The organism is Syntrophus buswellii (assembly GCF_046097065.1).
GTDB classification, from domain to species: domain Bacteria; phylum Desulfobacterota; class Syntrophia; order Syntrophales; family Syntrophaceae; genus Syntrophus; species Syntrophus buswellii.
Genome location: NZ_CP175563.1, coordinates 1,774,850 through 1,799,028 on the forward strand (window position 1 = coordinate 1,774,850; position 24,179 = coordinate 1,799,028).

At 55.7% G+C, this 24,179-nt stretch carries 25 protein-coding genes and 1 tRNA gene; 14 read left to right on the forward strand and 12 right to left on the reverse strand.

What is annotated here, in order from left to right:
- Nucleotides 1–7 precede the first annotated feature (7 nt).
- Together tilS and ACJ77P_RS08010 are read right to left on the reverse strand one after the other, a co-directional pair.
- Complete coding sequence (gene tilS / locus ACJ77P_RS08005) at nucleotides 8–1,438, reverse strand: tRNA lysidine(34) synthetase TilS (RefSeq protein ID WP_408997936.1); 1,431 nt, start codon at nucleotides 1,436–1,438, stop codon at nucleotides 8–10.
- Between the two features lie 16 nt (nucleotides 1,439–1,454).
- Nucleotides 1,455–2,099 (reverse strand): HAD family hydrolase, encoded by a 645-nt coding sequence (locus ACJ77P_RS08010; protein WP_367359120.1) that lies wholly within the window; start codon nucleotides 2,097–2,099, stop codon nucleotides 1,455–1,457.
- Between the two features lie 285 nt (nucleotides 2,100–2,384).
- Between ACJ77P_RS08010 and ACJ77P_RS08015 the strand changes: the two genes are divergently transcribed.
- Nucleotides 2,385–3,281 carry a Rossmann-like and DUF2520 domain-containing protein gene (locus ACJ77P_RS08015; protein ID WP_408997937.1) on the forward strand — a complete coding sequence of 299 codons (897 nt, stop codon included), beginning with the start codon at nucleotides 2,385–2,387 and terminating at the stop codon, nucleotides 3,279–3,281.
- A gap of 122 nt (nucleotides 3,282–3,403) precedes the next feature.
- Here the strand turns inward: ACJ77P_RS08015 and ACJ77P_RS08020 are convergent, their stop codons facing one another.
- The 3 genes from ACJ77P_RS08020 to miaA form a co-directional block, all read right to left on the reverse strand.
- The gene (locus ACJ77P_RS08020; RefSeq protein WP_367359118.1) at nucleotides 3,404–4,495 is read right to left on the reverse strand and encodes a peptidylprolyl isomerase; all 1,092 of its coding nucleotides are present in this window, start codon (nucleotides 4,493–4,495) and stop codon (nucleotides 3,404–3,406) included.
- Between the two features lie 120 nt (nucleotides 4,496–4,615).
- On the reverse strand, nucleotides 4,616–6,007 hold the full coding sequence (locus ACJ77P_RS08025) for a hypothetical protein (RefSeq protein ID WP_408997938.1): 1,392 nt from the start codon (nucleotides 6,005–6,007) through the stop codon (nucleotides 4,616–4,618).
- On the reverse strand, nucleotides 6,004–6,921 hold the full coding sequence (gene miaA, locus ACJ77P_RS08030; protein ID WP_408997939.1) for a tRNA (adenosine(37)-N6)-dimethylallyltransferase MiaA: 918 nt from the start codon (nucleotides 6,919–6,921) through the stop codon (nucleotides 6,004–6,006). Before miaA ends, ACJ77P_RS08025 begins: the two co-directional genes overlap by 4 nt.
- Before the next feature lie 156 nt (nucleotides 6,922–7,077).
- Between miaA and ACJ77P_RS08035 the strand changes: the two genes are divergently transcribed.
- Nucleotides 7,078–8,433 (forward strand): MATE family efflux transporter, encoded by a 1,356-nt coding sequence (locus ACJ77P_RS08035; RefSeq protein ID WP_408997940.1) that lies wholly within the window; start codon nucleotides 7,078–7,080, stop codon nucleotides 8,431–8,433.
- A gap of 112 nt (nucleotides 8,434–8,545) precedes the next feature.
- Here ACJ77P_RS08035 and ACJ77P_RS08040 read toward each other — a convergent pair whose 3' ends face one another.
- The 7 genes from ACJ77P_RS08040 to ACJ77P_RS08070 all read right to left on the reverse strand — a co-directional run bounded on the left by ACJ77P_RS08040 (nucleotide 8,546) and on the right by ACJ77P_RS08070 (nucleotide 14,788).
- Nucleotides 8,546–9,052 carry a PH domain-containing protein gene (locus ACJ77P_RS08040; protein ID WP_408997941.1) on the reverse strand — a complete coding sequence of 169 codons (507 nt, stop codon included), beginning with the start codon at nucleotides 9,050–9,052 and terminating at the stop codon, nucleotides 8,546–8,548.
- A gap of 34 nt (nucleotides 9,053–9,086) precedes the next feature.
- Nucleotides 9,087–9,773: a type 1 glutamine amidotransferase gene (locus ACJ77P_RS08045; protein WP_408997942.1), complete on the reverse strand. Its 687-nt coding sequence runs from the start codon at nucleotides 9,771–9,773 to the stop codon at nucleotides 9,087–9,089.
- Nucleotides 9,774–10,014: 241 nt separating this feature from the next.
- Complete coding sequence (locus tag ACJ77P_RS08050) at nucleotides 10,015–10,818, reverse strand: class I SAM-dependent methyltransferase (protein ID WP_408997943.1); 804 nt, start codon at nucleotides 10,816–10,818, stop codon at nucleotides 10,015–10,017.
- A 535-nt stretch (nucleotides 10,819–11,353) separates the two neighbouring features.
- On the reverse strand, nucleotides 11,354–11,923 hold the full coding sequence (locus ACJ77P_RS08055; RefSeq protein WP_408997944.1) for a hypothetical protein: 570 nt from the start codon (nucleotides 11,921–11,923) through the stop codon (nucleotides 11,354–11,356).
- 208 nt (nucleotides 11,924–12,131) lie between these two features.
- Nucleotides 12,132–12,299, reverse strand: coding sequence for a GNAT family N-acetyltransferase (locus ACJ77P_RS08060; protein WP_408997945.1), 168 nt, complete (start codon nucleotides 12,297–12,299; stop codon nucleotides 12,132–12,134).
- A gap of 679 nt (nucleotides 12,300–12,978) precedes the next feature.
- Nucleotides 12,979–13,518, reverse strand: a complete 540-nt coding sequence (locus tag ACJ77P_RS08065; protein WP_367359109.1) for a hypothetical protein — start codon at nucleotides 13,516–13,518, stop codon at nucleotides 12,979–12,981.
- Between the two features lie 871 nt (nucleotides 13,519–14,389).
- Nucleotides 14,390–14,788: a hypothetical protein gene (locus ACJ77P_RS08070; RefSeq protein ID WP_408997946.1), complete on the reverse strand. Its 399-nt coding sequence runs from the start codon at nucleotides 14,786–14,788 to the stop codon at nucleotides 14,390–14,392.
- Between the two features lie 93 nt (nucleotides 14,789–14,881).
- Here ACJ77P_RS08070 and ACJ77P_RS08075 point away from each other — a divergent pair, with 93 nt between their 5' ends.
- The 12 genes from ACJ77P_RS08075 (at nucleotide 14,882) to ACJ77P_RS08130 (ending at nucleotide 24,030) form a co-directional block, all read left to right on the forward strand.
- Nucleotides 14,882–15,547, forward strand: a complete 666-nt coding sequence (locus ACJ77P_RS08075; RefSeq protein WP_408997947.1) for a hypothetical protein — start codon at nucleotides 14,882–14,884, stop codon at nucleotides 15,545–15,547.
- On the forward strand, nucleotides 15,540–16,892 hold the full coding sequence (gene mgtE / locus ACJ77P_RS08080; RefSeq protein ID WP_408997948.1) for a magnesium transporter: 1,353 nt from the start codon (nucleotides 15,540–15,542) through the stop codon (nucleotides 16,890–16,892). Before ACJ77P_RS08075 ends, mgtE begins: the two co-directional genes overlap by 8 nt.
- A gap of 280 nt (nucleotides 16,893–17,172) precedes the next feature.
- Nucleotides 17,173–17,595, forward strand: a complete 423-nt coding sequence (queF, locus tag ACJ77P_RS08085; protein WP_408997949.1) for a preQ(1) synthase — start codon at nucleotides 17,173–17,175, stop codon at nucleotides 17,593–17,595.
- A complete protein-coding gene (locus ACJ77P_RS08090; protein ID WP_408997950.1) occupies nucleotides 17,592–18,764 on the forward strand; it encodes a MalY/PatB family protein in 1,173 nt (390 codons plus the stop codon). The genes queF and ACJ77P_RS08090 overlap by 4 nt, the downstream gene beginning before the upstream one ends.
- A 66-nt stretch (nucleotides 18,765–18,830) precedes the next feature.
- Nucleotides 18,831–19,082 carry a glutaredoxin family protein gene (locus tag ACJ77P_RS08095; RefSeq protein ID WP_408997951.1) on the forward strand — a complete coding sequence of 84 codons (252 nt, stop codon included), beginning with the start codon at nucleotides 18,831–18,833 and terminating at the stop codon, nucleotides 19,080–19,082.
- Nucleotides 19,082–19,411 carry a ferredoxin-thioredoxin reductase catalytic domain-containing protein gene (locus tag ACJ77P_RS08100; RefSeq protein WP_367359102.1) on the forward strand — a complete coding sequence of 110 codons (330 nt, stop codon included), beginning with the start codon at nucleotides 19,082–19,084 and terminating at the stop codon, nucleotides 19,409–19,411. The genes ACJ77P_RS08095 and ACJ77P_RS08100 overlap by 1 nt, the downstream gene beginning before the upstream one ends.
- 46 nt (nucleotides 19,412–19,457) lie before the next feature.
- On the forward strand, nucleotides 19,458–21,014 hold the full coding sequence (locus tag ACJ77P_RS08105) for an acetolactate synthase large subunit (RefSeq protein WP_408997952.1): 1,557 nt from the start codon (nucleotides 19,458–19,460) through the stop codon (nucleotides 21,012–21,014).
- 69 nt (nucleotides 21,015–21,083) lie between these two features.
- A complete protein-coding gene (locus ACJ77P_RS08110; RefSeq protein WP_367359100.1) occupies nucleotides 21,084–21,362 on the forward strand; it encodes a YbeD family protein in 279 nt (92 codons plus the stop codon).
- Between the two features lie 5 nt (nucleotides 21,363–21,367).
- Nucleotides 21,368–21,889 carry a hypothetical protein gene (locus tag ACJ77P_RS08115; RefSeq protein WP_408997953.1) on the forward strand — a complete coding sequence of 174 codons (522 nt, stop codon included), beginning with the start codon at nucleotides 21,368–21,370 and terminating at the stop codon, nucleotides 21,887–21,889.
- Nucleotide 21,890: 1 nt separating this feature from the next.
- Entirely contained in the window at nucleotides 21,891–22,832 is a 942-nt protein-coding gene (locus ACJ77P_RS08120; protein ID WP_367359098.1) for a class I SAM-dependent methyltransferase, read from the forward strand.
- Nucleotides 22,833–22,901: 69 nt separating this feature from the next.
- Nucleotides 22,902–23,876, forward strand: coding sequence for a carotenoid biosynthesis protein (locus ACJ77P_RS08125; protein ID WP_408997954.1), 975 nt, complete (start codon nucleotides 22,902–22,904; stop codon nucleotides 23,874–23,876).
- A gap of 78 nt (nucleotides 23,877–23,954) precedes the next feature.
- Nucleotides 23,955–24,030 (forward strand) — tRNA-Ile (locus tag ACJ77P_RS08130).
- The last annotated feature ends 149 nt before the right edge of the window (nucleotides 24,031–24,179 follow it).

Consider the following 24,179-nt stretch of genomic DNA (forward strand, 5'->3'; position numbering starts at 1 on the left):
TACAATTTCAAATAATTTCTATTTTTGCGATATGCTTCGTATTTTTATTTACCGAAACACGCTCACTGAGTCGATGCCCCGCAATCCAGACCACGGACTGGCGATCCGCCAGCAGCGGTATGGAATCCCGTCGCCGGCGCGGGATCTTTTCGTCGATGAAATAGTTCTTCAATTTCTTTGTTCCCTTCATGCCGGATGGCTGAAAGCGATCCCCCTCCCGTCGATTCCGGATGGTCAGGGGCATCTGCACCCTGTCGAAATCCAGGCAGACGGCAAGGCTTCCTTCCCCTGCAGCTTCCCGGTGAGCCTTTTCTACAAAGGCGGTTCTGACGATTCTGCCAAGCTCCTTGATCTCGACACAACCTGGAAATTCAATGGGATAACAGAATTGGCCGGGGATCCTCCCCCCCGTGCCCGCCGTCTCTGCCGGCGGGGTGTCTTCCCTTCCGCGCGACAGGATCAGTCGCCCGTATTCCCTCCTCACCACGGCCTGTCCAGGCAGGTGGACATCGCCGGCTGGCTTCTCCCCCCTGCAGAGATCGATGACCGCCCCGATATGCCGTGAGGTTATCCGGAACGAGCCGGAGAGCAAATGTTCAAGCAGGCCTTTTACCACTCTGTGCTGAAGCGCTTCGGGTATCCCCGTCAGCCGGGAAATATCGAGCGCTGCCCCCTCCCCCGCCATTGAATCGGGAATCTGCCAGGTGTCAAGAATCCGGCGAGCCGTCGTCTCCAGGCAGTCATCCTCGCGGCGGACGATCGAGACCGTCCGGTTCAGGGCATCGACGATCCGGGGATTGTAGTGCGCCTGCAAGAGGGGAATCAGCTGGTGACGGATCCTGTTTCGAAGGAAGACATCCCGGGTGTTGGAGCTGTCCTCGGAAAAGGGAATACCCTGTGTCAGGAGAAACGTCAGAATCTCTTCCCGGCTGACTTCGATGAGCGGGCGGATAAAGATCCCGTCCCTAAAGGGCAGGATGCCTTTCAACCCCTCCAGGCCGCTGCCCCGGATTAGATTCATCAAAACGGTCTCTGCCTGATCCTCCCGATGATGCCCCAGGGCAATCCGGGAAGCGCCGACCCTTTCCCCCAGCGCCGAAAAGAAGGAATAGCGCTCCTCCCTCCCAAGATCCTCCAGGGAGCGCCTCCGGCGCCCCCTTTGTCGAAGCTCCGTGAGGTTTACCCTTTTGACGGCGCAGGAAATCCCCCTTTCCCCACATAACCGGCAGACCAGCCTCTCTTCGGCATCCGATTCCGCCCCCCTCAGTCCATGGTTGAGATGGGCTGCAGTCAACGTCAGGCCGTACTCTGGTGCTAGAAGCGCAAGAACCTGCAGAAGCGAAACGGAATCCGGCCCTCCCGAAACGGCGACGACCACGTGCTCACCACCCTGCAGCATTCCGAACTTTTGCACGCTGTGCCGGATCTTGTTCAGCATCGCCCTCTGCCCCTCCTCAACAGAAGAACGAAATCATCTCAAGCAGGCCTTCACAGACAAAATCGGGCTGCAGGGACAGGAGTTCCTCCCGGTTTCCCAGGCCATTCAAGAAAGCGCAACTGATCAGGCCGGCGTTTTTGGCCAGAAGAACATCATTGATCCCGTCACCGACAACGACGGCTTTTTCCCGAGGGATACCGTAGAGATCGAGAAGAGGATCGACGAGACGCCTGTCCGGTTTACAATAAGGCCTGCTGTCCGCCCCGATGATCTCGTCGAAATATTCGGTCAGATGGAGGGCGTCCGTGAGTTCCACGGTAAAATGATGCCGCTTGTTGGTCATGATGACCTTTTTTTTGTCGGAAAAGTGAGTGAGGACAGCCTCCACTCCCGGATAGGTTGCCGTATGGTCCAGCAGGTGTTCCGTGTAGTAAAGGTCGAAGATTTTCATCGCCTCATCGAAGTATTCCGGGAAAAAGCGCCCCAGAGAGCGCTCCAGAAGCTTATGAACTCCATCCCCAACAAAGCTGATGATTTTCCCGCCGGGAAGTTCGGGCAGCGAAAGTCTCTTCAGCGTGTAATTGACCGCATTCACCAGATCGGTGCCGGAATTGACCAGCGTGCCGTCAAAATCGAAAATCATCAGCTCTACGGCTTTCATGTTCGTCTAAATCCTTCCTGTTGCAGATGGTTCGAACTATATCCAAATTGCTGCGGAATGACAAGGCATGATCCGCCTCTGCCTGACTGCCTGCAGAAACGTCATTTCGGTTGATTTTTTTCTACCCTGTGTTAGAAATACATTCGTTTGGATCCACAACGGAATGGACTGAGACGAAAGGGGTTGAATGCATGAAAACTCGGATGGCCAAAAACCCATCGATCGGTCTTGCAGATCCTTTTCCGGGGTTTTTTATGGCGAACATTTTCTGATTCCTTCAAATTCATGAACGGTTCCATTGAGCAAATAGCGATTATCGGAGCAGGAAAGGTCGGTACGGCCATGGCCTATCTCCTTCAGAAGGCCGGTTACGGCGTTGCTGCCGTTTCGGATCGGAATCCCTCCGCCCTGGTGGACATTCTCTCCTACACGTCGGCTCAGCCTTGTTCCAGCCCTGAAGAAGCAGCCCGAAAGGCCGATGTCATCCTGATCACGACCCCTGATGACGAAATTGCCGGAACATGCCGGACCCTGAGCGATTCCGGGGCCATTTTGCCGGGGAATAAGGTTGTGCACATGAGCGGCGCCGGGGGGCTCGATCTCTTGGAGTCGGCCCGCCGTTCAGGCGCGCTGGTCGCCAGCATTCATCCAATCCAGTCTTTTGCAGATATCGGGGGAGCTATTGAGAACCTGCCGGGCAGCGCGTTCGGCGTTACGGCCCAGGAAGAGCTCGTCGGCTGGGCCGAAAAACTGGTAAGGGATCTTGGAGGGAAGCCCTTCCTGGTCCGTGAGGCGGACAAGCCCCTGTATCATGCCGCCGCCTGCATGGCGTCCAACTATCTGACGACGCTGCTGCACACTGTGGAAACCATTTATGCCTCTTTCGGATTGACCCGTGAACAATCCATCGAGGCCTTTTGGCCCCTGGTCCTGGGAACGATCAGGAACATCGAGCGCCAGGGCACCGTCTCGGCCCTGACCGGTCCCATCGCCCGCGGCGATACGGGTACGGTCCAGAAGCATCTGGACGCCTTTTACCTCAAGCTGCCCCACTTTCTGCGCATTTACCAGGAGATGGGCGTTCTAACCGTAGAGTTGGGTGTGGAGAAAGGGAGTCTTTCGACTGAACGCGCCGAAGCCCTTAAGAATCTGCTGCGGGGGGTAGACACCGATCAGATGTAGAGAGAAGGCGCTAAAATCACCTCATGGGCGATCCGCGGATTGTTCTCGAAACGAAAAGGGGCCTCTCATCCAGGAACAGATGAGAGGCCCCCTGCATTTCTCTGTCTATCTGTCTGCGTGCCTCAGGAGAGATAGGACACGATCTTTGCTTTTTCCTTGAGGCTCCTGATCATGTTCTTGAAAACATCCTGCTGTTTCTGCTGCTGAAGATAAGCCGAAATCATCGCCTTGGTCTTTTCGTCAAAGGCGATGGTCTTTGGCGGCCGCACACCCAGGGCCTGCACTACATGGAATCCATATTCCGTCTCCACAACCGGACCGATCTGATTCTTTTTCAATGCGAAAACCGCGTCTTCAAAGGGCTTTACCATCTGTCCCCGGGTGACATTACCCAGGTCTCCCCCCTTGCTTTTGCTTGGACAGTCTGAATGACTCCTGGCCAGCTCGGCAAAGTCGGCTCCTGCCGAAATCTGCTTTCTCAGGCCTTCCGCTTTTGCCTTTTTCTGGGCAAGAAGCGCAGCACTGTCTCCGGGGGCCTTGGCGATCAGAATATGTCTTGCGTGTACGGCCTCAGGCACCTTGAAGCGATTCTGGTTGTTCTTGTAGAAATCGGAGATTTCCTTCTCCGTTGGCACGGGCAGATTCTTGATCTGCGGGGAAATGAGCTTGTTGATGCGGATTCCAAGCTGAATCTCTTCCCGCATTTTTTCCCTGGTCAGATGGTTCTTCTTCATAAGGTCTTCCAGGGTCATATTGGCGGGGAGGGTTGATTTCAGTTTTTCAATCGCCGAATCGATTTCCTCGTTCGTCGCGGTGATTTTCAGGCGGTTTACCTCATTGTTCAGCAGGGTTTTGACAACAAAATCCTCAACAAGTCCCTTCTGAATGTTGGCTTTGACCTGGTCGAGCTTTTCAGCCGGTATTTTGTCCTGAATCTCCGACAGTTTGCTGTTCACTTCCGCATCCAGCTGCGCCTTGGTCATTTTCGCCCCATCCACCTCAATGACGGCCCCACCGGGTCCAAGGGCGACCGATGTATCCTTCGCAGGTTTCGATGGATCGGATGCGTTGGACTTTCCGGTTGTTTCGTTAAGAGCGGTCTCTTTTTCCCCCTGTTTCTGGCAGGCCGTCAATCCGAAGGCCAGTAAAAAGCTCAGGCAAAGTATTGCTGTTGAAAAAATGGCTCGTACTCCCTTGTCCTTTGGTGATGACATATGATCTCCTTTGAATGTTCATGCATTAATGCTGATAAGACAGATTTTTCAATTAAGTGGGCGAAGTATAGGGAAAGTGCCTGTAAAGGTCAAGAGGTGATTCGAATAAATTTCCGAAGATTATTTTTCGCCCTGAAACTCATAATGCCTCAGATTATTTAGCATTTCGATCTGCACGTCCAGCCCGGGATCGCTCCCGTCTCGTTTTGCCCGCCAGACTTCCTCGAGAGGATGCTCCATCGACTCCAGTAGCAGCGGTAAAGCCCGTCCCATCGTACACGCTGGATAGGCGGTGTCCGAGAGGTGGTGGAGGAATTTCATGGTTCTGAACCCGTCAAACCACTCCGAAAAATGCTCGAGACGTTTTTCCGGACTCCTGTGCGTCCTGCAGATCTTCGTCCAGACATGGGGGAACTGATTCCGTTCCAGGAAAGAGGGAAGAAGGGGTGAGATCTCCTCTGCCATCCGCAGGGTAAAATCCCCACCGTTACCGATGCATGTTGTCATCCCCTTCAGCCAGGACTTCAGAACCCGGAAGGCCCGGGGATCATAAAAGATGTCCTCCCGGTCCGTTCCCTCCAGGGAACTGTTCATCCGCTGTCCCGTGCCGAAGGGAACCCTCCGGGAAACCCTGGGAGACGGGTACACCTGTGTGCCTGAAATGGTTCCCACGGGAGAATGCTTCGCCAGCTTGTTCAGAAAATAGAAATCCTCCCCCGCCTCGCGGCGGTTCATCCCCCGGACGGCAGCATAGCTGCGGACGCTGCAGCTCATGGTGGAACCGATGGTGTGGAAGGCGTAAGGGGATCCTGCAAATTTCAGCCCGAGGACATAATAGCGGAGGTAGAGCTCATACCGGACAATGGCGGCAAGCAGCTTCGGGTTTGCGGGAAGGGGATGGGCATAGGGCACGACGGCAGCTCCCGGTTTCCGGCCTTCATAAAAGCGGCGTACGGCGGACAGATAATTTCGATCCACGGGGGAATCCGCATCGAGGCACAGGAGCAGACCAGGATCGGAACCGGTAAAATCCATGACGCAAAGCGCCGCATCGAGACCGATCTTTCTCGCAAGACCGACCCCACCCTGTTTCAGGGGCAGCTCCCTTCCCGGTGAAGAGGCATCCACATAGGCCAGGCGCAGCCTTCCCTGGAGAATCCGCCGGCAGTCTTCGATGAGGAAGCCTCCGCCCTCTTCGAAAGGGGGAAGTCGCCCTCTTCCCAGTTCCCGAAGAATCTCCAGGGTCCGTTGATTGTTTTCAATCGCCTCCGCGCTTGTGTAGGGACAGGGGCGGTTGTTGACGACGCAGATGACCAGCGTCCGCTCCAGCTTGTCGGGGGCGTTGCCGGCCAGGCTGGCCAGTGTCGAAAAAAGATGGCCCCTTTCAGCCAAAACGGGAATGACCACGGCCTGCAGAATGCCCTGAAGACAATCTTCACCGGGGCTCAAGGTGTGTGAGGACTCGTAGCGACACTTTGTCAGGTAGTCGAAAACGAAGCCGGGCTGAGTCATGCGGTCAGAATCCCGCGGGTCAGTTTTTCCAAGGATTCGTAATCGCTTCCCTCAACCCAGAAAATTTTGATGCCGTGCCGTTCCATTCGGCGAAACCATGTGCCCTGTCTTTTTGAGAACTGGAAAATGCGGTTCGTAAGGGTTCGCACCATTTCTGTGCAGGACATTTTCCTCTGAAGATAAAGCGCGACATACCGGTATTCGAGGCCCAGGGAATGAAGCCTCTCCCAGGAGATCCCGGACCGGTTGAGCTCTTTCACCTCATCGATCAGACCCATGGCCAGCCGCTCATTCAGCCGGAGGGTGATCCGTCTGCGGAGCGACTCCCGATCCCAGTGGATACCGATCACCAGGGGATCGATGGCTGGTCGTTCCCCTGTGGAGCCTGCCTCCCTGTTCCGCGGGAATTCAGCGATTTCAAGGGCGCGAAGAATGCGGGAGCGATCGAGCAGATCCGTTGTATTGTGCAAGGTCGGATTGAGCGCCAGCAGTCGCTGCCGAAGTTCCTCGATCGATTTCTCCTTCAGGGATTCCCTCAACTCGATGTTTTCCGGAACGGCATCCATTCGATACTCTTCGAGAACGGCGGAGAGGTATAATCCGGTACCGCCCACGAGGATGGGGATCATCCCCCGGGACGAGATCTCCGCAAAACAACGGTAAAAGCGGGCCTGATACTCAAACATGCTGAAATCGTAATCAGGATCCACGATATCGATCAGGTGGCAGGGGATGTTTCTTCCGTCGATCCGGTAATCCCCAAGATCCTTGCCCGTTCCGATATCCATTCCCCGATAGACCTGCCGTGAATCCGCGGAAATGATTTCCGTATTCAGGTCAAGGGCGAGGCGGACCGCCAGCCCTGTTTTTCCCGATGCCGTAGGGCCCAAGATGACGATGAGATTTTTGCTCATGTCAATAAATGATCTTGATCTTTTGGAGTATTCAATGTTAGCAGGTACCTTTCTCCGGGCAAGAGAAGAAAGAAATTACGGCCGAATGTCCCGTCGTGCGATTCCTCCCCTTGCTTCCTTTGTCTTGAACAGATTCTGCCTATAAATCAAAGCGCCATGAATGACAAGATCCTTGATCTGGGAAAAGGTCCCATTGTGCCTCTGCTGCTCAGAATGAGCGGACCGTCCATTGCCGCCATGCTCATCATGGCGTTTTTCAACCTCATTGAAGCCTTCTGGCTGGCCCGTTTAAGCTCTAAAGCCATGGCGGCTTTAACCATCTGCTTTCCCATCCTGCTGGTTTTTGGCGGCATCGGAGTAGGAACGGGGATAGGCGCCGGTTCCTACGCCGCCCGGATGTTCGGAGCGGAGGAATTTCTCAAGGCCCGCCAGACGGCGGGGCAGGTCTTTTTTCTTTCAGCCGCTCTGGGCGTTCTGCTTGCCGGGGTGATTCTAGCCGCTCCGGCTCCGATTCTGAAACTCTTCGGCGCCACGGACGAAATCCTCCCCCTTTCACGCCTCTATCTCGTCACGGTCATGCCCGGCGTCCCTTTTCTTTTTCTGATCATGATGATCAACAATCTCCTCCGGGCGGAAGGCAGGCCCAATGCCTCGATGCTTTCCGTTTTTTTTATTGCCGCGGTCAGCGCCATCCTTGAACCCCTGCTCATCTTCGGGCTGGGGCCTTTCCCCCGCCTGGAAATACAGGGGGCCGCCCTGGCCACGGTGATCTCCCAGATCTCGGGCGCTCTGCTGTCCTTTTATTACCTCCAGCAGAAAAGCTCAAAGTATCGGCTGAAATGGAAACATCTACGCCCGAATCTCCCCATCATTTACTCCATTTATTCGACAGGATTTCCCTCTATCGTCATCAATCTGGTGGTCAGCCTGGGCATGCTGCTGCACAATTCCATCCTCGCCGGGTACAGCGACCTGGCCGTCGCCACTCTCGGCATTATCTTCCGGACAAATGGTCTGATCATGATGATGCTCTACGGCTTCGGGCAGGGTCTGATGCCGCTGGTGGGCTTCAGTGAAGGGGCCAGCCTCTATTCCAGGCTTTTGGAGACCGTCAAGGTCGCCGTCAGAATCTCCGTCGGCATCGCCGTGCTGAGTTGCCTGGCTGTAGAAGTCTTCGCACATTCGATTGCAACGTTTTTCTCTCCCGACCCGCAGTTGCAGGCCCTGACGGAAACGGCCCTTCGCATCAACTTTTTAATGCTTTTGACCGCCGCCCCCAGCCTGATGTGGATCAACATGTTCATCGGCCTCGGGCGTGGAATCACGGCCATGCTTCTCCTGGTTGCCCGCGACACCCTGGTCCTGTTTCCCCTTCTGTTCGGCCTGCCTCACCTTTTCGGCATCACCGGCGTGTGGATGGCCCAGCCCCTCGCCAATGCCCTGGCCTTTCTTTTTATCCTTTTCTGGACCAAACGCCAGTATCGTGTGTTCGAATCCCGGATGGCCGACTGAACATTGCGGTTCATATCCCCTGCAGGCTCAGATATCCCCACCATAGCGACGGTATCGGTTCACTGGTTATACCGGCGCACAGGCATTCTCCGGCTGGGAATGCCAGCGCGCACTAACGCATCAACGCACGAACGAGTTCTTCGGGCTGCTCCGGTGTGATCAACCACGGACGCTTGCCGGAACGCTCGATCCACACGTAACCATCGGTGCGCGAGACATACATCTGAACGACACCCCGGCGCCTCGTCCACAGCCAACCGAATCCTCCCCAGAGTCCGCCTGATCCGACCCGCACGCACCAGCCGGTTTCCGTCTTCAGTTCCTCCCCGTCGATCAGCCGCACATTCGAGATGTCCCTTCGCGGAATCCCTCTGCGTTTGAGGGGCCAGCACACCTCGATTCCACTGCGATGGACGACAAACCGGCTCGGCCGGAACCGAAGCCAGATCCAAGCGTATACGGCGATGATTACCAGGGCGGGTTCGGCAGGCACCCTTTCCCCGAAGAGCGGCGCGGCAAGCAGTACAGCCGGCAGCGCCAGAAGAAGAAGCGTAACGGTCCGAATCATTGCGGACATCGGTGCCAGCCGGAAGCTCTCGGCGTTCGTCTCATCGCTCATGAGTCGCTCCAACGCGGGGCACCCGTCGATGTCGCTATCGTACAAGATAGGACAGGACGCCGCTCATCAGATCATTGACCGATTGATAACGGCTTGGGTTAGCCGACAGAATTTCTTCCGCCGTTTGAACATATCGTGATGGAACGATCTCTTCGCGACAATGGAAGACAAGATCTTGCGCCAAATTCGGGGTTGTTTCGAGGTGGAACTGCAGGCCGATCACCTGCTTACCGAGTTGAAAGGCCTGGTTCCCGCACCCTTCACTCCTGGCGAGGCGTATCGCACGCGCAGGCAAATCAAAGGTTTCCCCGTGCCAGTGAAAAACGGTTTCCGAAGGCGGAAAACGGAAGGCGTCGTCATCGACTGGGGTAACGGCATGGATAGGAAACCAGCCGATTTCCTTTTCTGGGTTGGCAGTGACCTGCGCCCCCATGGCGTTTGCAATGAGCTGAGCGCCAAGGCATATTCCCAGGACAGGTTTCCCAGACTCGATCATTTCACGGACAAAGTTCTTTTCCAGAGACAGCCATGGGAATCTTCCTTCATCATTCACACTCATAGGGCCGCCCATGATCACAAGCAAATCGATTTCTTTGCGATCCGGTAAATCTGCTGCTTCAAAAAACCGTGTTCCGGTCAGATCGTACCCCTTGGAACCCAGCCAGGGTTCGACACTTCCAAGCCCTTCAAAAGGGACATGCTGAAAATAGTGCGCCCGCATTTTCTCTCCAGTGATGGCCGACGACGCGTTTCAGCCGCGCTGATTTTCCGCGCCGGGCAATGGACAGTGTTCATAACGGCAGGCAGGCCATGATTCCGGTCCGCTCGGTCCAGGGATTGACATGCCGTATCCAATTTCCATAGGGATCTACCGTGAAGCAGGAGGCATGCCCGGCAGTGTGAAGCCGGATAACGAAGCGGCGCAGCTTGGCCCCGTCCGAATCCATGCCATTGCCTGGCATTCATGTTTTTCCCACGGCCTTGAAGAATGTGTAACAAAAGGTACCGTCCGGCTCGGTTGTCCGATATAAAGCCTGGATTCCCCTGTCGAAGGTAGCGGGGTCTATGATGCCTTCCTCGATGGCCGACTGACGCACCCCCTCGATCATTGCCGTGAATGTTCTTTTCGTGAAACCGTCGACGATCTCCGGCCTGCTGGAATCGGCATAGACCATCCGGGGGGATACCCGGACTTCGCTAAACCCGGCAGTGACCAGCAACGGATACAGGGATCTTCCGATTCGCGCGTTTCCTCCGGCGCGGGACTGCAGTTCGACCTGGCAGGAAATCGCGGCATGCGCGGCACGGCTGTCAGGATAAAAAAAGGCGGAACCATGGTCGCCTTCAATAACCGTCATTGTTCCGCCTGGCCGCAGACACGCCTTCAGCCTTTGCAACGCAAGGCCCGGATCGTTCAGATGTTCCAGGACAAAGCAGACAAAGACGTGATCAAATGGTGCTTCAGCAAAGGGCAAAGAGTAGAGGTCACCCTGCTGGAACCGGACATTGGTCAGCCCCGCCGCGCGGATCTTCTCTTCGGCCTGCAGGATCGAAGCCGCAGAGATGTCCATGGATACGATCGAGGCTCCAGGGCTGTTCCGCGCCAGCGTCAGCGTTTGTGCGCCGACTCCGCAGCCGGCTTCCAGGACGAGGCTTCCCGCTGGGTATGCCGTGTCGGAATGCAGCAGATCGATCAGGGTGTTGGCCTGATCCTGTAAGCGGATGTTCTCCTGCAGATCGTACCCGTGGACATAGGCTTTTGTCATGGCATTGCTCTCCTTGCCTTACATCTGCCGAGCCCTGAGGGCGGCTTGTCCGCCCGGGTCGGCTCGATTCGTCATGTCCTTACAATATCGTCCGCCCTGAAAAATCCCGTCCCCGTTTTCTGTCCGACGGCATGGCGTTGCCAGCAGGTCATAACACCATCTATTGCCCCTTGTACAGCCTATTCCGTTTCCGCATTCTTAACGTCGGGTACTTAAGATTCCCCGGCATCCGGACATGAAACCCTTCGCTCAGATCGGACACATCCAAGAGTTGGTATATCGGCGAGACGCATCGCGGTCTCTTTTCACGCAGTCCTACGGTGTGTTTCCGGATTCTGTCATACGAATGGAGGATCTGTTCTTTTCTCTTTTTTGCATAACGGGGAATGTGAACCGCCCGGGGTGAGACGTAATAAGGCCGCTTCAGCGGAGCCGGTCTCAAGCCGCACAATAAGCTCAAAATGAGACGCGCAAGCCCGCTAGGTCGACTGCGGCATTCTTTGGGGCGCTGCCGCGGGTGTCATCGTCAGGATCTTCACGGCATCACCGCCAGATGGAAGCGCTTCCAGTGACCTGGATAGCGTTCACCGTCCCATCTTTCCCCCAATGCATAGTGGGGACCCAATTCCCATGTCCCAGCCGTATCAAGCGTCCTTTCTCCTGAGGTTGTGATTTTTTCCAGGGGCATCATGGTCCTGTTGATTTTCAGGTAGGCAAAATCTTTCTGCTTTCCAGATGGGTCGTAGGCCGTAACCCATATCCCCAGTAGATCAACCGGCTTGTCGCCGGCATTCTGCAGCGTAAATTCCACCCGGATCCGTTCATTTACCTTGGGCGGGTTGTGGACGCTTTTTGCCGTTAACTCCAGAAAGCGTATCCCGTGACTGTTTGTATCCGGCACATTGTCTTCATAGACGGTGACAGATCCTGGAGGAAACAATGGAAAGAGCCCGACCGCAATCAGGATCAGTCCAAACAGTCCCAGAACCACCTGACGGACACGCGAACTCAGAAGCGGAATTTCAATTCCAAAAGCTTTGAGGCCTCCTCCCACAATGGCAGCGATCAAACAGGTGAGACCCGTAATGAGGAGTGTCTGCTGCATGGCATTCTCTCTTGTTAATGGTTATTGATGGAGCATCCCCGCTTGACACGAAACGAACCCGGAGTGCCGGAGGAGGGCATGATCGCCTTCAGCACCCGGCCGGCGTCTTCTCATCGTCGTTTCTCCATGAAGACAAGGCGGACATCCAACGACAGATCCTCTTCGCGATACGCTTCATACCCGAGCCTTTCGTAAAGGCGGATATTGTTCATGCTCTTGTTGCCGGTAAAGAGCTCAACCGATCCGCTTCAGAAAACGCCTTCTCCAGGCTCTTCATAAGCGTAGTGCCGATTCCCGTTCCCTGGTAATGCAGGTGAACGACCAGTCTGCCAATCAGGCACGTACCCGAACGAAGTGAATCTCTCACGGAGCCCACGATTCTTCACTCGAGAATGGCCTTAAGGAATATCCTGGTTTCAAATTCCGCCCCTCACACTCTCTGTCGCAGCGATACCTATCGCACAGAACAGACCTGTTGTCAATGATTTCTCCATCATATTAGCTACTTCAGCGGCATAATCGCCAAGGGATTCTCGGGGTAAAGGACCGGGGGCCTTCCCTTTCCAGCTGGCCAAAACGAATAAGCCGGCCTAAATGTTCCCAATGCGCTCGTTATCCGACATAAGCATGCGTTGGATCATCCCCGGGATCATCAACTGGGGGAACGTATTGTAATGGCTCTCACCCGGGCTTGCAAATGTCCGCCAACGGTAATGGGGAAGTCGGTGAAAAGGCCGAATTCGATGAAAAAGTCGGTTGCCATCCTTTCGGACACAGTCATGCGATGCACATTCCGGAGATACTCCAACGATCTTTTCAGTTTTTATGAATTTAGAAACTCAATATCCTTATGTTCCAGAATCGAAAGTTCCCATTCTGCAAAAGCCGGATACATCTAATGGAGATAAAATTCATGCTCGATAATGAGATGGGGAGAGAACAGGTCTCTGCAATTCTGGATGAGACGATCTACTTTTACTCAGAATAAAGCGGGGCCGAGCTGCAAGCCCTGCCCCGCTTGAGTGCCTTTCAGGTTTTTTCTTTCAAATCCCTCTCTATTTCAAATACCTCTTTCTCATTGCGCCAAGAGCAACGAGACCCGGTGCAAAAAGAAGAACGGCCGGGGGAAGCGGTACGGCACTGGAGGTATAGGCAAACGTGTAAAGCTGACCAGTACCAGATCCCACATTATCGACCCCGCTGGCGTTGAAGTTTATGTAGAGAGTGTCCGCCGTGAAGGACAGTATCGGATCAACGGGCGGCGGGTATCCTCCGATTGAGACAAGGTTCAGAGATGTGAAGAGCGTGGCACCCGTAAGGTTTTTGAAGACAAATCCATTCCACCCGGAACCGCCACTCCATCCCATGGTCACGTTCTCTATCGTTATTTCGCCAGCCTTGACATCGATACTTCCAACTCCGGAACCTGCATACCACTCGCTTCCGGGATCGACAACCGTGCCCGTCCAAGACGAATAGACACTTCCAGCTGACGGATACCACCATTCAATTTGTAACGTCTCACCTACGACTGAACCATAAGCAGGTGCCACAAAAAAAGCAAATAGAACCAAGACCAAACCAAACCGTTTCATGGGGTTTACTCCTTTCATGAATGCATTTCAGAATTAAGGAAAAGTATCTTTTCGGCTTCCTCGTCCTTTATTGAGCGTCATGCCTGGTCTAATGACTCAGCTTACATGTTTTTACTCAAAGCTGACCAACCAGAATCAAACGCCAGTTCAGCCAGGGATGCTCCGCTTGGACGCTGTTGGCTATGTTTTGGACCTTTGGTACGCTGTCGTCGGAAATGAGGGGGAGAGGGCGTTTCAGATATCTTCTCTGATGAGTAGATTCCGGATGGTCACTCTCTATGGAATCGGGTTTTCCCCCTGTTTCAGTTGTTCTTCACCCCCTTTCCACGTACTCAGATCCAAAATCCCGCATATCGAGGCAATAACATGAAAGGTGTGAGATGAATGACCGTTATTCACGTCCTGAGTTTGCTTATCCCTTTGCAGAACCACTAAAGTTGCTTCCTGGAACAATAAAACATAAATCGTCCCTTGACAATCGGGGATATCCCGTTATTTTTTGCACTTAACGCTTACACCAAGCTCGCAACATTTTATCTTCCATAGGGTTTTTTACTTAAGAAATGGTCGGAATCACGGGATACTTTTGCTAAACCTGCCAGATATCCGTAACCCGTTAATCGAGAAACCAATGGCTCGTGCTCAATTCTTTGGAAGACGTTGACCCGAACGATTTAAATAAGGTTGAAGGGACCATCGGCAAAAGAAAATAAATTCATCAGCAGGATTCATCTCCACCTGGTTCAAGTGTAATATCGAGGATGGCGGAAATGATCCGGTTCGTATGCCGCCATCCCCACGGCATGGCACCTTATTTTCATTGACACACCTTGATGAATTCCCTATATTCCCGCATCGGAAGTACATGTATTTACGAGATTTCATCTTCGATTTCCGGAACGTCCTCCCGCCATCCGCAGATATCATGCCGGATGGCGGAACTCCAGGCTGGCATCGAATATGGGAAAGGAAGGCTCAGACCACCAAACCCGGAACGAACGGCTCCGGACGGAATCGCCCGGCGGAGGGCGTTCTTTCCGGACGCCACCCGTAAAATCCCGCGTGAGCTGGGCCGGATCATCACCTGCAGGAGGATCATGCTCCTTGCCCTGGCTGGGTGTGCCGCACTTTCCTCGACGCCCAGCTGACGGCTCTGCTCTTCGTGGAAGGGAAGCTCCTTTCTACCTGCTGCCCTCTCATGAAGATCTACCGGTTCGTCAACGTTAACGGAACGCTCACAGATTCGACATTGCCTCCTGTGGTTCGTCATCGTCTCCTGCATCTTCCTGCTGGGCGTCGAGGCGGTCTAAAACCTGGGAAAGAAGGGTGGCTACAAATGATATACCAGGATCTTCCAACAAGCATGGCCGATCGCGTCCACCGCTGGGTGGTCATTGCTCTCCAGGTGGTCATGGCCATCGAGCTCGTTGTGCTGCTTTTCGAGGGCCAGTGGATGACGGCCTTCACCGTGAGTCTCATCATGGCGATCACCGCGGCACCCGTTGTTTTCAGGAAAAGCCTCCCGGTAAACATATCCCCCGAGTTCCAGTTGCTGGCCATCGTGTTCATGTTCGCCGCCCTTTTCCTGGGAGAGGTCAGGAACTTCTACGAACGGTTCTGGTGGTGGGATATCGCTCTGCACACCACATCGGGCCTGCTCCTGGGCATCCTGGGCTTCCTCCTCATATACGTGCTCAACGAGGTTGACCGCATCGACGTCCACATGCTCCCGCGGTTCGTGGCGTTCTTCGCATTCACCTTCGCCGTGGCCATGGGTGCGCTCTGGGAGATCTTCGAGTTTGCCATGGACCGAGTCTTCGGCATGAACATGCAGAAGCCCATGGCGGGCGACCCGTCGGGCCTGACGGACACCATGTGGGATCTCATCGTGGATGCCCTGGGGGCACTGGCCGTCAGCCTGCTGGGCTGGTGGTACATGGTCCGCGAGAGGCAGTCCTTCATCGAGCTCTGGATACGGCGATTCATCATGCGAAACCCCCGTCTTTTCCGGGAGGGCGTTCATGAGTGACAATAGCAAAGTAATGACTGAAATCCGGACGCTGCTCGGCCGGAAGGACTGGACCGGCGTGAGGATGTTGCTCCGCGACGCCCCCCCGCCTGACGTCGCGGATGTCCTCCTTGCGCTGGGCAAGCAGGAACGCGTCCTGCTCTTCCGCCTGCTGCCCAGGTCGCTGGCTTCCGATGCCTTCTCGTACCTGGAACCGTTCAAAAAGGATGAGCTGCTCAAGGACCTCTCTGATGAGGAAGCGCGGGAGCTTCTGGCCGACCTCTATCCCGACGATCTCGCCGAGTTTCTCGAGGAAATGCCGGGCATGGCCACCCAGCGCCTCCTGAATCTCCTGGACCCGGACGACCGGAAAGACGCCCTGAATCTCCTCGGGTACCCGGAGAAAAGCGTGGGCAGGCTCATGACCCCTTATTACGTGGCGGTCCGGCCTGAGTGGACGGTGGCGCAGGCCCTGGATCACATCCGGGAGAGGGGCCGGGACAGCGAGACCATCCATGTCATTCATGTGGTGGACGCACGGTGGAGGCTCCTGGACACACTGAGCTTGAGGCGCTTCATCCTTGCCGGCCCCGATGACACGGTCGAGCGGATCATGGACCGTTCCTTCGTCAGCATCACCGCTTCCGAGGACCGCCAGGAGGCGGTCAGGCTGATTCAGCACTACGACCTCGTCACCCTGCCCGTGGTGGATTCCGGTGGGGTGCTCCTGGGCATCGTCACCGTGGACGACGTCCTCGACGTCGCCCAGAAGGAGGCCACCGAGGACATCCAGCTGTCGGCCGCTGTCAGCCCCCTGAAGATCAGCTACCGGGACTCCGGCTTGTGGACCCTGTTCAGCAGGAGGGTCGGGTGGCTGGCCGCCCTGGTGCTGGTGAACATGGCCTCCGGTGGTGTGATCGCCTACCACGAAGACCTGCTCACGTCCTCCATCGCCTTGACCTTTTTCATTCCCCTGCTCATTGCCACCGGGGGCAATGCCGGATCCCAGTCCGCCACGCTCATGGTCCGGGCCATGGCCACGGGCGAAGTCAAGCCGGCCCAGTACACCTGGGCCGTTGGCAGGGAACTCGTGGTGGGCCTCATCCTGGGGCTCGCCCTGGGGCTGCTCAGCTGGATGCTCGGGTTCTACCGGGGCGGTGTCCAGATGGCCCTGGTCCTCTTCCTGGCTATGGCTTCCATCGTCGTGGTGACGAATATCATCGGCGCGGGTCTCCCCTTCATCCTCTATAGGCTGGGCATGGACCCCGCCGTGGCCAGCAGCCCCCTGGTCACGTCCGTGGCGGACGTGGTGGGTCTGATTATCTACTTCTTCATCGCATCGAACCTTATGGGAATTCCCGGTTGAACGCCTGCTGCGTCGTGCACCTTCGGGACGGATTTATCCCTTTATGCACACAATCACGGCCTTTCCTCCCTTTTCAGCCGCATCTTCGCGTGTGCATGGCCCCTTTTCTTGCCGATGTGCTCCCCGTTCTTTTTATCCGTGATCGTCGGCCAAATGCGGTTTTGTGTTTTCCAATCGCAGACGGCCGACAGATAATTTGAAAGGAAACCAGTTGAAGGAAAGAAAAAAATTGGTTAGATTAACTTTTTTCCAGGAAATTTCCACAGGAGAACTCATTAAGGTGCAGAATTCGACGCAACAGGAGGACCTCAGCCGTCTGACTCTCCTCGGCCGGGAGGCAAAACCGTCCAAAAGCCTTGAAACCTTCCCCAACCGCCATCCAGATCGGGACTATGTCGTTACCATGGAAACGGACGAATTTACCTGCGTCTGCCCCATGACGGGCCAGCCGGACTTTGCCCACCTCCAGATCCGGTATATCCCCGATGCCTCCATTCTGGAATCAAAATCCCTGAAGCTCTATCTCTGGTCGTACCGCAATGAAGGCATTTTTCACGAGCACGTCACCAATGTCATCCTGGAGGATCTGATTGCCGTGCTTTCGCCCCGATGGTGTAAAGTCACGGCACATTTCGGAGTGCGCGGCGGGATTTCCATAACCGTGGAAGCTGAATACACCAAGCCGGGGGCTGCTCAACCATGATCGACGCCGAGCCCTCCACCCTGATTCCGGATTTCGATATCCCGATCGACCGCCGGGGGACCTCCTCGGAAAAATGGGACAGATACGAGGGACGGGATATTCTCCCCCTCTGGGTTGCCGACATGGATTTCCGCTCTCCCGAACCCGTCATAAAAGCCCTTCACCAGCGTGTTGACCACGGCGTGTTCGGCTATACCGACCCTCCCCGTGAACTCCTTGAAGTGGTCTGCACCATGCTTTTGGATCTTTACTCCTGGTCGGTCGAGCCGGACTGGATCGTCTGGCTGCCGGGCCTTGTCTCGGGACTCAACATCGCATGCCGGGCCGCCGGTCAAGAGGGTGATGAGATTCTCACGGCCGTTCCCGTTTACCCCCCCTTCCTAACGGCCCCGGGCCATGCAAACCGCCGGCTCGGGACGATCCCCATGATCTCGGATGGGAGCCGCTGGATCATGGATCTCGATGCCCTCCGGGACAGGCTGACTCCCAGAACGTCGCTTTTTCTGCTCTGCAACCCTCACAATCCCTGCGGGAGGGCTTTTGAACCGGCGGAACTCTTTGAGCTGGCGGAGCGGTTTGCAGGGAACGACCGGATCATCTGCTCCGATGAGATTCACTGCGGCCTTGTGCTGGATTCGAGCATACGTCATGTGCCGATTGCCGCTCTGAGCACGGAAATTGCGGAGCGGACCATCACCCTGATGGCGCCGAGCAAGACCTTCAATATCCCCGGCCTGGGCTGCTCATTTGCGGTGATTTCCGATCCTCTGTTGAGGAAGCGCTTTCGCCGGGCCATGGCCGGCATCGTTCCACCCGTCAATCTTTTCGGATATGCAGCGGCTCTGGCCGCTTACCGGGACAGTTCGGTGTGGCACGCCGCTCTGCTGAAGTACCTCCGGACAAACAGCTCCCTGGTGGAGGAGACGATTTCCCGCCTTCCAGGCCTGTCCATGTCTTCCGTGGAGGCCACCTATCTGGCCTGGATAGATACCCGGAGCGCCGGGTTGAAGAATCCCGCCTCATTTTTCGAGAACGCCGGCGTGGGTCTTTCGTGCGGCAAATACTTCGGAGCCCCTGGATTCGTCCGGCTGAACTTCGGCTGCCCCCGAAGCATCCTCGGGGAAGCCCTGCGGCGAATGTCACAGGCAATGGAAGGCCTTAACGTTTGAACCGGACCCATAGATAGGGATTTCAAACCCGCCGCAGGCCCATCACATTTTGAAAGGGAGAGAGACATGACCTTACCAATCAGAATCTACACCCTCAGCACCTGCAGCCACTGCAAGGCCGCCAAGAATTTTCTCAATGAATGCGGCGTCTCTTACGACTGCATTGAAATGGACCTGCTGACCGGGGATGACCGGATAGACCGCCTCAATGAAGTGTTCAAGTACAACCCCGCCCTGTCTTTCCCGACCATTCTCATTGGAGACGACATCATTGTCGGATTTCAGGAACAGCGGTTAAGGGAGGCCCTTGGATTGTGATGGACAGCCGCACTCTTTATGATACATTGAAGAAGATCAATGAACCGAAGGGATATTTTTTCAACAAGGATGAGCGGTGGGTTTTCGACCTGCTGGACAGTCTGCTGATCAACAAGGAACGCTACGGCTACATGTCCTGCCCCTGCCGCCTGGCGGCAAACGACCGTCAGAAGGATTCGGATATCATCTGCCCCTGCGCCTACCGGGAGCAGGACATCGCGGAATACGGAAGCTGCTACTGCAATCTTTACGTTTCCGGAAGCTGGAACGAATCCGATGAACACCATCCTGTCGTACCGGAGAGAAGACCCCCGGAAAGGATGTTTTGACCTTGTCACGATGGAAATCAGGAAGCCGGATACAGAAGGAAAATTCATGAATGGCGCTGAGGTCCTTGTTCAGACCGCGGTCCGGGCAGGGGTGGACGTCTGTTTCGCCAACGCGGGCACGACGGAAATTCATGTTGTCAAAGCCATGGAGAAGATCCCCGGGATCCGTCCAAGGCTCTGCCTTTTTGAAGGCGGGTGCAGCGGCGCTGCCGACGGTTACGCCCGGATGATGGGGAAGCCCGCCATGACTCTGCTTCACCTGGGGCCGGGATTCGCCAACGCCGTCGCCAATTTTCACAACGCCCGCCGCGCGGGAACGCCCATATTCAATGTGATCGGGGACCATGCGACCTGGCACCGTCCCTCGGATCCGCTCCTCAACATGGACCTGGAGAGCCTGGTGGGCACCGTCTCCGGATGGACGAGAACCTGCGACTCCGTCTTCAGGATCTCTTCCAATGCGGCTGCAGGCATTTCTGCGGCCCTCTCCGGTCGGATCGCCACTCTGATCCTTCCCAGTGATTGTTCGTGGACTGAGGTCATGTCTCCACAGATTGCCACCGCCGGCTTCAGCTTCGATCCCGTCGAAAAGACATCCATTGACGAGGCGGCTCAGCTTCTGCTCTCGTCGTTCCGTACGGCCCTTTTTCTGGGGGGTAGGGCGCTTCAAAAAGCGGGGCTTCAAGCTGCCGTCCGCGTTGCCGACTCTGCCGGCTGTGACCTCCTCACCGATGTGTTTCCGCCCAGGATGGAACGGGGGGCCGGTTACCCTGTCGTTAAAAAGATTCCCTATTTCCCGGAAGCGGCATCGGAGCTGCTGTCCGGCTATGACGCCCTGGTCTTTGCGGGAGCCAGGGAACCCGTGGCCTTTTTCGGCTACCAGGACATGCCCGGCTGCCTGCTTTCTCCCGGCCAGAGGCGGGTTCACATCGGCACCGGGAACCAGGATGAAGTCGAAGCGCTCGAATGCCTTGCAGATGCCCTGAATGCCCAGCCTTCTCCGGTTCCGGATTCTCCGCTCATCGCTTCTTACAGCTGTCCGCCCCTTCCAGGAGGGCGCCTGACGGCAGAAACGGTCTGCCAGGCCCTGGCCGCCCTGCAACCGGAAAACGCCATTGTCGTCGATGAATCTCTGACCTCCGGGTTCGTTTACTATGCCATGTCCGCAGGTGTGGCGCCTTTCACCCTTCTCACCCTGACCGGCGGTGCCATCGGCCAGGGAATCCCCAGCGCCACCGGAGCCGCCATTGCCTGCCCGGAGCGCCCCGTCATCGATTTTCAGGCAGACGGCAGCGCCCTGTATACCCTTCAGTCCCTCTGGAACCAGGCAAGGGAAAATCTCAATGTCACAACGCTGATCTGCTCCAACCGGAGCTACAACATCATCCGGGCGGAAATGAAGCGGGCCGGCTTTTCTCCTACCGGCCCGGTTTCGGATTGCCTGGTGAATCTCGATCATCCCGAGATCAACTGGGTCCGCCTCGGGCAGGGATTCGGCGTCCCTTCCATGTCGGCCTTTACCGTGGAAGAGCTTGCCGACGGCTTCTCCCGCGCCCTTGAAGAGCCGGGTCCGCACCTGATCGAACTTGTTTTACAGGCCTGACCTTCAGGGTTTTTTTCACTGAGAAAGCCGCATTACGATAGGAGGAATTTTAAAGGACATAGATGATCCATGAATGAGAGAATCTTCGTACACCCCATTTACTCCAAGCCGAACGTCGAGTATCCCTGCCGTTGGATCTACAAGGTCATCGGAAGGGATCGTGAACAGATCGTCCTGGCCATTGAGGAAGTCATGCAGCAGCGTCCCTGCGAGATACGCTATTCCAGAAGTAGTTCAAAAGGAAAGTACCACAGCTTCTCCCTGGAAATAACCCTTCAGAGCGACGACCAGCGCCTGTCCATTTATGAATCGCTGATGAAGCACCCTGCCGTCAGGATTGTCCTGTAATCTCAATGGTCCCTGAAAAACATATCCTTACCAGAGAACTGCAGTCCAGCCAGAACGGAACGGCTATCCAGGCGGCACTTCAGGCGCAGACCCGGAAGCTCCGGTCGGAAGGCGAACTCGCCGTTCCGGTGCTTGCCGTCAATTCCCTTCTGGCCCAGGCGCTGAAAGCGGCGGAAAAGCGCGGTCATCTTCGCATCGGCCTTCAAGCCGCCGGGGAAAAGCTTGCCAGGGAACGGAAAGGCCTGCTGAAAATGGTGAGGGAGCAGGGCCTTGCCGTGGGAGAGCGTATTTCCCGATTGATCCTCGTTTCCAATGACGGAACGGAGCGGTTTTACCGGAGTGTTGAGTGGCTGGCCAAAGATCACCGATCGCGGCTGCTGGTTTGCCTGCTGGACGTACCCGGTCTTGAAATCGGCAATATCCTTTTCGGGGAGGAAAGAAACATCAAACTCCTCCTGATCGATCACAAGGATAGCGTGTCGCTTTTTTTTCACACCTTGATTTCTGAAAGACAAACAGGAGAATAAGATGCCCTATACGATCAATACAACGGCAGAGTATCACCGTGGGAAGCTTGAAACCCTCGGCTGGGAACTCACGGTGAGCAATGCCCTTCATCCTGAGAACAGCCCCTGCAGAACGATTCTCAAAGCCCCCTCTTCCTATGGGCGGCATCTTTATACGTATCTCCAGTCGGTGCTTCCAAATCCGGATTTCGTTTCTGTTCTTGAGATTGGAGGGGGCTACGGCTATCTCATGCGGGATTTTCTTGACTGCAAGCCGGATCTTAAGCCCCTCATGCTGGACATCTCTCCCGTGCTGCTGCAGAAGCAGAGGGACACGCTGAAGGATTTTGATGTGATCTACCGGCTGGGCGATTTCCTGGAGACCGACGATGCTCTCCTCAAGGGCGTTGAATTGGTCCTGATGAATGAAATCCTGGGAGATTTTCCGACCGCGGTGGATGTGCCCCGAGACATTCTCCAACACGATCTTTCCCCTCAGGCGCTGGACAACGCCCTGAAGCGGATTCGACGGCTCTTTGATTCCTACTCCCTTGGGACTCCCCAAACCGTGACGTTTCACTTCAATCTCGGCGCCATCGAGGCCGTGGAAAAACTGTGCAGAGCCGGAGTTCCAGCTATTTTTCTCGGGGAGCACAGCTGCGAGGCCTCCATCCCGGAGCATTTCGCCCGCTTCATCCGTGTCGAAGCATCAGACAGCCCGCAGCGGATCGCCCTCAAAGGACACGATGAATACACTATCAAAATGTCTCACCTCCAGAAAGTGGCGGAATCCTATCATTACCGGATCCTTCGCGGCCCTTTCGCCGACTTTCTGGACGTCAGCTATTCCGACTCCCTGCTGGCCCTTTTGACAAATCAGGAGGAAGCCGATGACCGAGACGAGATCTTGATACATTTCCTCGGGGATCTGTTCCAGTATGAATACCTGATCCTTTTGCGGTAGAAAAGGCACGACGGTTCTCTGTTCCGCAATCTTCGAACCCGGGAGGGGATGGAGAGGATGAATCGCACCATGAATCGGATCTGGCGCCTTTGCTGGAAGGACCTGCCACTCATCAATTTTCTGTTTCTGGCGGTGTCTGTATCATCGGCGGTACGCCTCAATCTGTCGCCGCCACGGGATGATCTCTATTGGACATTTGTTTTTCCCCTGGCGGTTACTGCTGCCCTCTGCCTGGCCCGTTTCCGGAACGTCGATCATCTCGAACGGGCCTTCATCCTGACGATTCTTCTTGGGACCTCGTTCATCCTCGCCGCTATGTACTTCGCAGCCAAACCCAAACCAATGACGACCGACGAGTTGCTCTGCCGCTATGAGTTCAGCGCCCTTGCCAATGCCGCTTTGATCGGAGTGCACGTCTGGCGGCGAAGCGGCAGACTGGCGGCCCTTTTCTTCGGGCCGGTCGCCGCATACGGAGCCGTTCTCGAAAATGGAGGCATTTTGCTCGGGTATTTTACCGAAGTGGGCTACTCGATGTATCTCCGGCCCTTTCCGGCGCCGCTGGCCACCATGGCCGGCTGGATCACGGTATTCTATCTGGTGATGTCCCTTACGTGGGAATTTCGTCTCTGCATCCCATGGCTGGCCCGCTCGGCCATCGGCTCGGCTCTCGTGGCTACAGCCTGCGCACTCTGCATGGATTTCCAGCTCGATCCCCTGGCAACAGCGGCCGGATTCTGGCAATGGAACCACCTTTTGACGCTCCGCCTGCTCGGCGTGCCTTTGCTCAATTTTGTCGCCTGGGCAAGCGCCGTCTTTCCCTTTTCGCTCATGATCCTCAGTCTGCAGACGCGGCAATCCATCGAGCCGGAAGTTTTGGGGTGCGCCGAAAACCTGAAGAGGGTCTGGCGGCGTATTCCGCTCGCCCTGGCGGCTTCTGCGGTTCTCTTCTTCGCCTCAATGGCCGTTTTCGAGGGCGGATTCTCCGGACCAACCTTTGCCGTCCTGGAGAACACGCTGCGAAACTACGGATGCGCACTTAATTAGGATATTGACAAAACATTGGAATCAGTATATCAGCCTACTTCTGTGTTGTTTGCGTGCCGCAAACGGACTTCGAGGCGCGGGCCCATAGCTCAATTGGAAGAGCCACCGGCTCATAACCGGTAGGTCCCTGGTTCGAACCCAGGTGGGCCCACCATTTCAAAACGCAGGAAGTGGATCCGGAGTTCGCATTTCATTGTTCTAAAGAGATACGATGGGAAAGATGATCTTCAGTTCAAGAGTCCATTCATCATTATGCCAGTCACAAGGATCGTCATCTTGGACTATCAGGCCGGATTAAGGAAA

What these genes read in the sequence shown, in the direction of transcription:
- tilS (WP_408997936.1), bottom strand. Translation starts at nt 1,438, where the DNA reads ATGCTGAACAAGATCCGGCACAGCGTGCAAAAGTTCGGAATGCTGCAG.
- ACJ77P_RS08010 (WP_367359120.1), bottom strand. Translation starts at nt 2,099, where the DNA reads ATGAAAGCCGTAGAGCTGATGATTTTCGATTTTGACGGCACGCTGGTC.
- ACJ77P_RS08015 (WP_408997937.1), top strand. Translation starts at nt 2,385, where the DNA reads ATGAACGGTTCCATTGAGCAAATAGCGATTATCGGAGCAGGAAAGGTC.
- ACJ77P_RS08020 (WP_367359118.1), bottom strand. Translation starts at nt 4,495, where the DNA reads ATGTCATCACCAAAGGACAAGGGAGTACGAGCCATTTTTTCAACAGCA.
- ACJ77P_RS08025 (WP_408997938.1), bottom strand. Translation starts at nt 6,007, where the DNA reads ATGACTCAGCCCGGCTTCGTTTTCGACTACCTGACAAAGTGTCGCTAC.
- miaA (WP_408997939.1), bottom strand. Translation starts at nt 6,921, where the DNA reads ATGAGCAAAAATCTCATCGTCATCTTGGGCCCTACGGCATCGGGAAAA.
- ACJ77P_RS08035 (WP_408997940.1), top strand. Translation starts at nt 7,078, where the DNA reads ATGAATGACAAGATCCTTGATCTGGGAAAAGGTCCCATTGTGCCTCTG.
- ACJ77P_RS08040 (WP_408997941.1), bottom strand. Translation starts at nt 9,052, where the DNA reads ATGAGCGATGAGACGAACGCCGAGAGCTTCCGGCTGGCACCGATGTCC.
- ACJ77P_RS08045 (WP_408997942.1), bottom strand. Translation starts at nt 9,773, where the DNA reads ATGCGGGCGCACTATTTTCAGCATGTCCCTTTTGAAGGGCTTGGAAGT.
- ACJ77P_RS08050 (WP_408997943.1), bottom strand. Translation starts at nt 10,818, where the DNA reads ATGACAAAAGCCTATGTCCACGGGTACGATCTGCAGGAGAACATCCGC.
- ACJ77P_RS08055 (WP_408997944.1), bottom strand. Translation starts at nt 11,923, where the DNA reads ATGCAGCAGACACTCCTCATTACGGGTCTCACCTGTTTGATCGCTGCC.
- ACJ77P_RS08065 (WP_367359109.1), bottom strand. Translation starts at nt 13,518, where the DNA reads ATGAAACGGTTTGGTTTGGTCTTGGTTCTATTTGCTTTTTTTGTGGCA.
- ACJ77P_RS08070 (WP_408997946.1), bottom strand. Translation starts at nt 14,788, where the DNA reads ATGACGAACCACAGGAGGCAATGTCGAATCTGTGAGCGTTCCGTTAAC.
- ACJ77P_RS08075 (WP_408997947.1), top strand. Translation starts at nt 14,882, where the DNA reads ATGGCCGATCGCGTCCACCGCTGGGTGGTCATTGCTCTCCAGGTGGTC.
- mgtE (WP_408997948.1), top strand. Translation starts at nt 15,540, where the DNA reads ATGAGTGACAATAGCAAAGTAATGACTGAAATCCGGACGCTGCTCGGC.
- ACJ77P_RS08090 (WP_408997950.1), top strand. Translation starts at nt 17,592, where the DNA reads ATGATCGACGCCGAGCCCTCCACCCTGATTCCGGATTTCGATATCCCG.
- ACJ77P_RS08095 (WP_408997951.1), top strand. Translation starts at nt 18,831, where the DNA reads ATGACCTTACCAATCAGAATCTACACCCTCAGCACCTGCAGCCACTGC.
- ACJ77P_RS08100 (WP_367359102.1), top strand. Translation starts at nt 19,082, where the DNA reads ATGGACAGCCGCACTCTTTATGATACATTGAAGAAGATCAATGAACCG.
- ACJ77P_RS08105 (WP_408997952.1), top strand. Translation starts at nt 19,458, where the DNA reads ATGAATGGCGCTGAGGTCCTTGTTCAGACCGCGGTCCGGGCAGGGGTG.
- ACJ77P_RS08110 (WP_367359100.1), top strand. Translation starts at nt 21,084, where the DNA reads ATGAATGAGAGAATCTTCGTACACCCCATTTACTCCAAGCCGAACGTC.
- ACJ77P_RS08115 (WP_408997953.1), top strand. Translation starts at nt 21,368, where the DNA reads ATGGTCCCTGAAAAACATATCCTTACCAGAGAACTGCAGTCCAGCCAG.
- ACJ77P_RS08120 (WP_367359098.1), top strand. Translation starts at nt 21,891, where the DNA reads ATGCCCTATACGATCAATACAACGGCAGAGTATCACCGTGGGAAGCTT.
- ACJ77P_RS08125 (WP_408997954.1), top strand. Translation starts at nt 22,902, where the DNA reads ATGAATCGGATCTGGCGCCTTTGCTGGAAGGACCTGCCACTCATCAAT.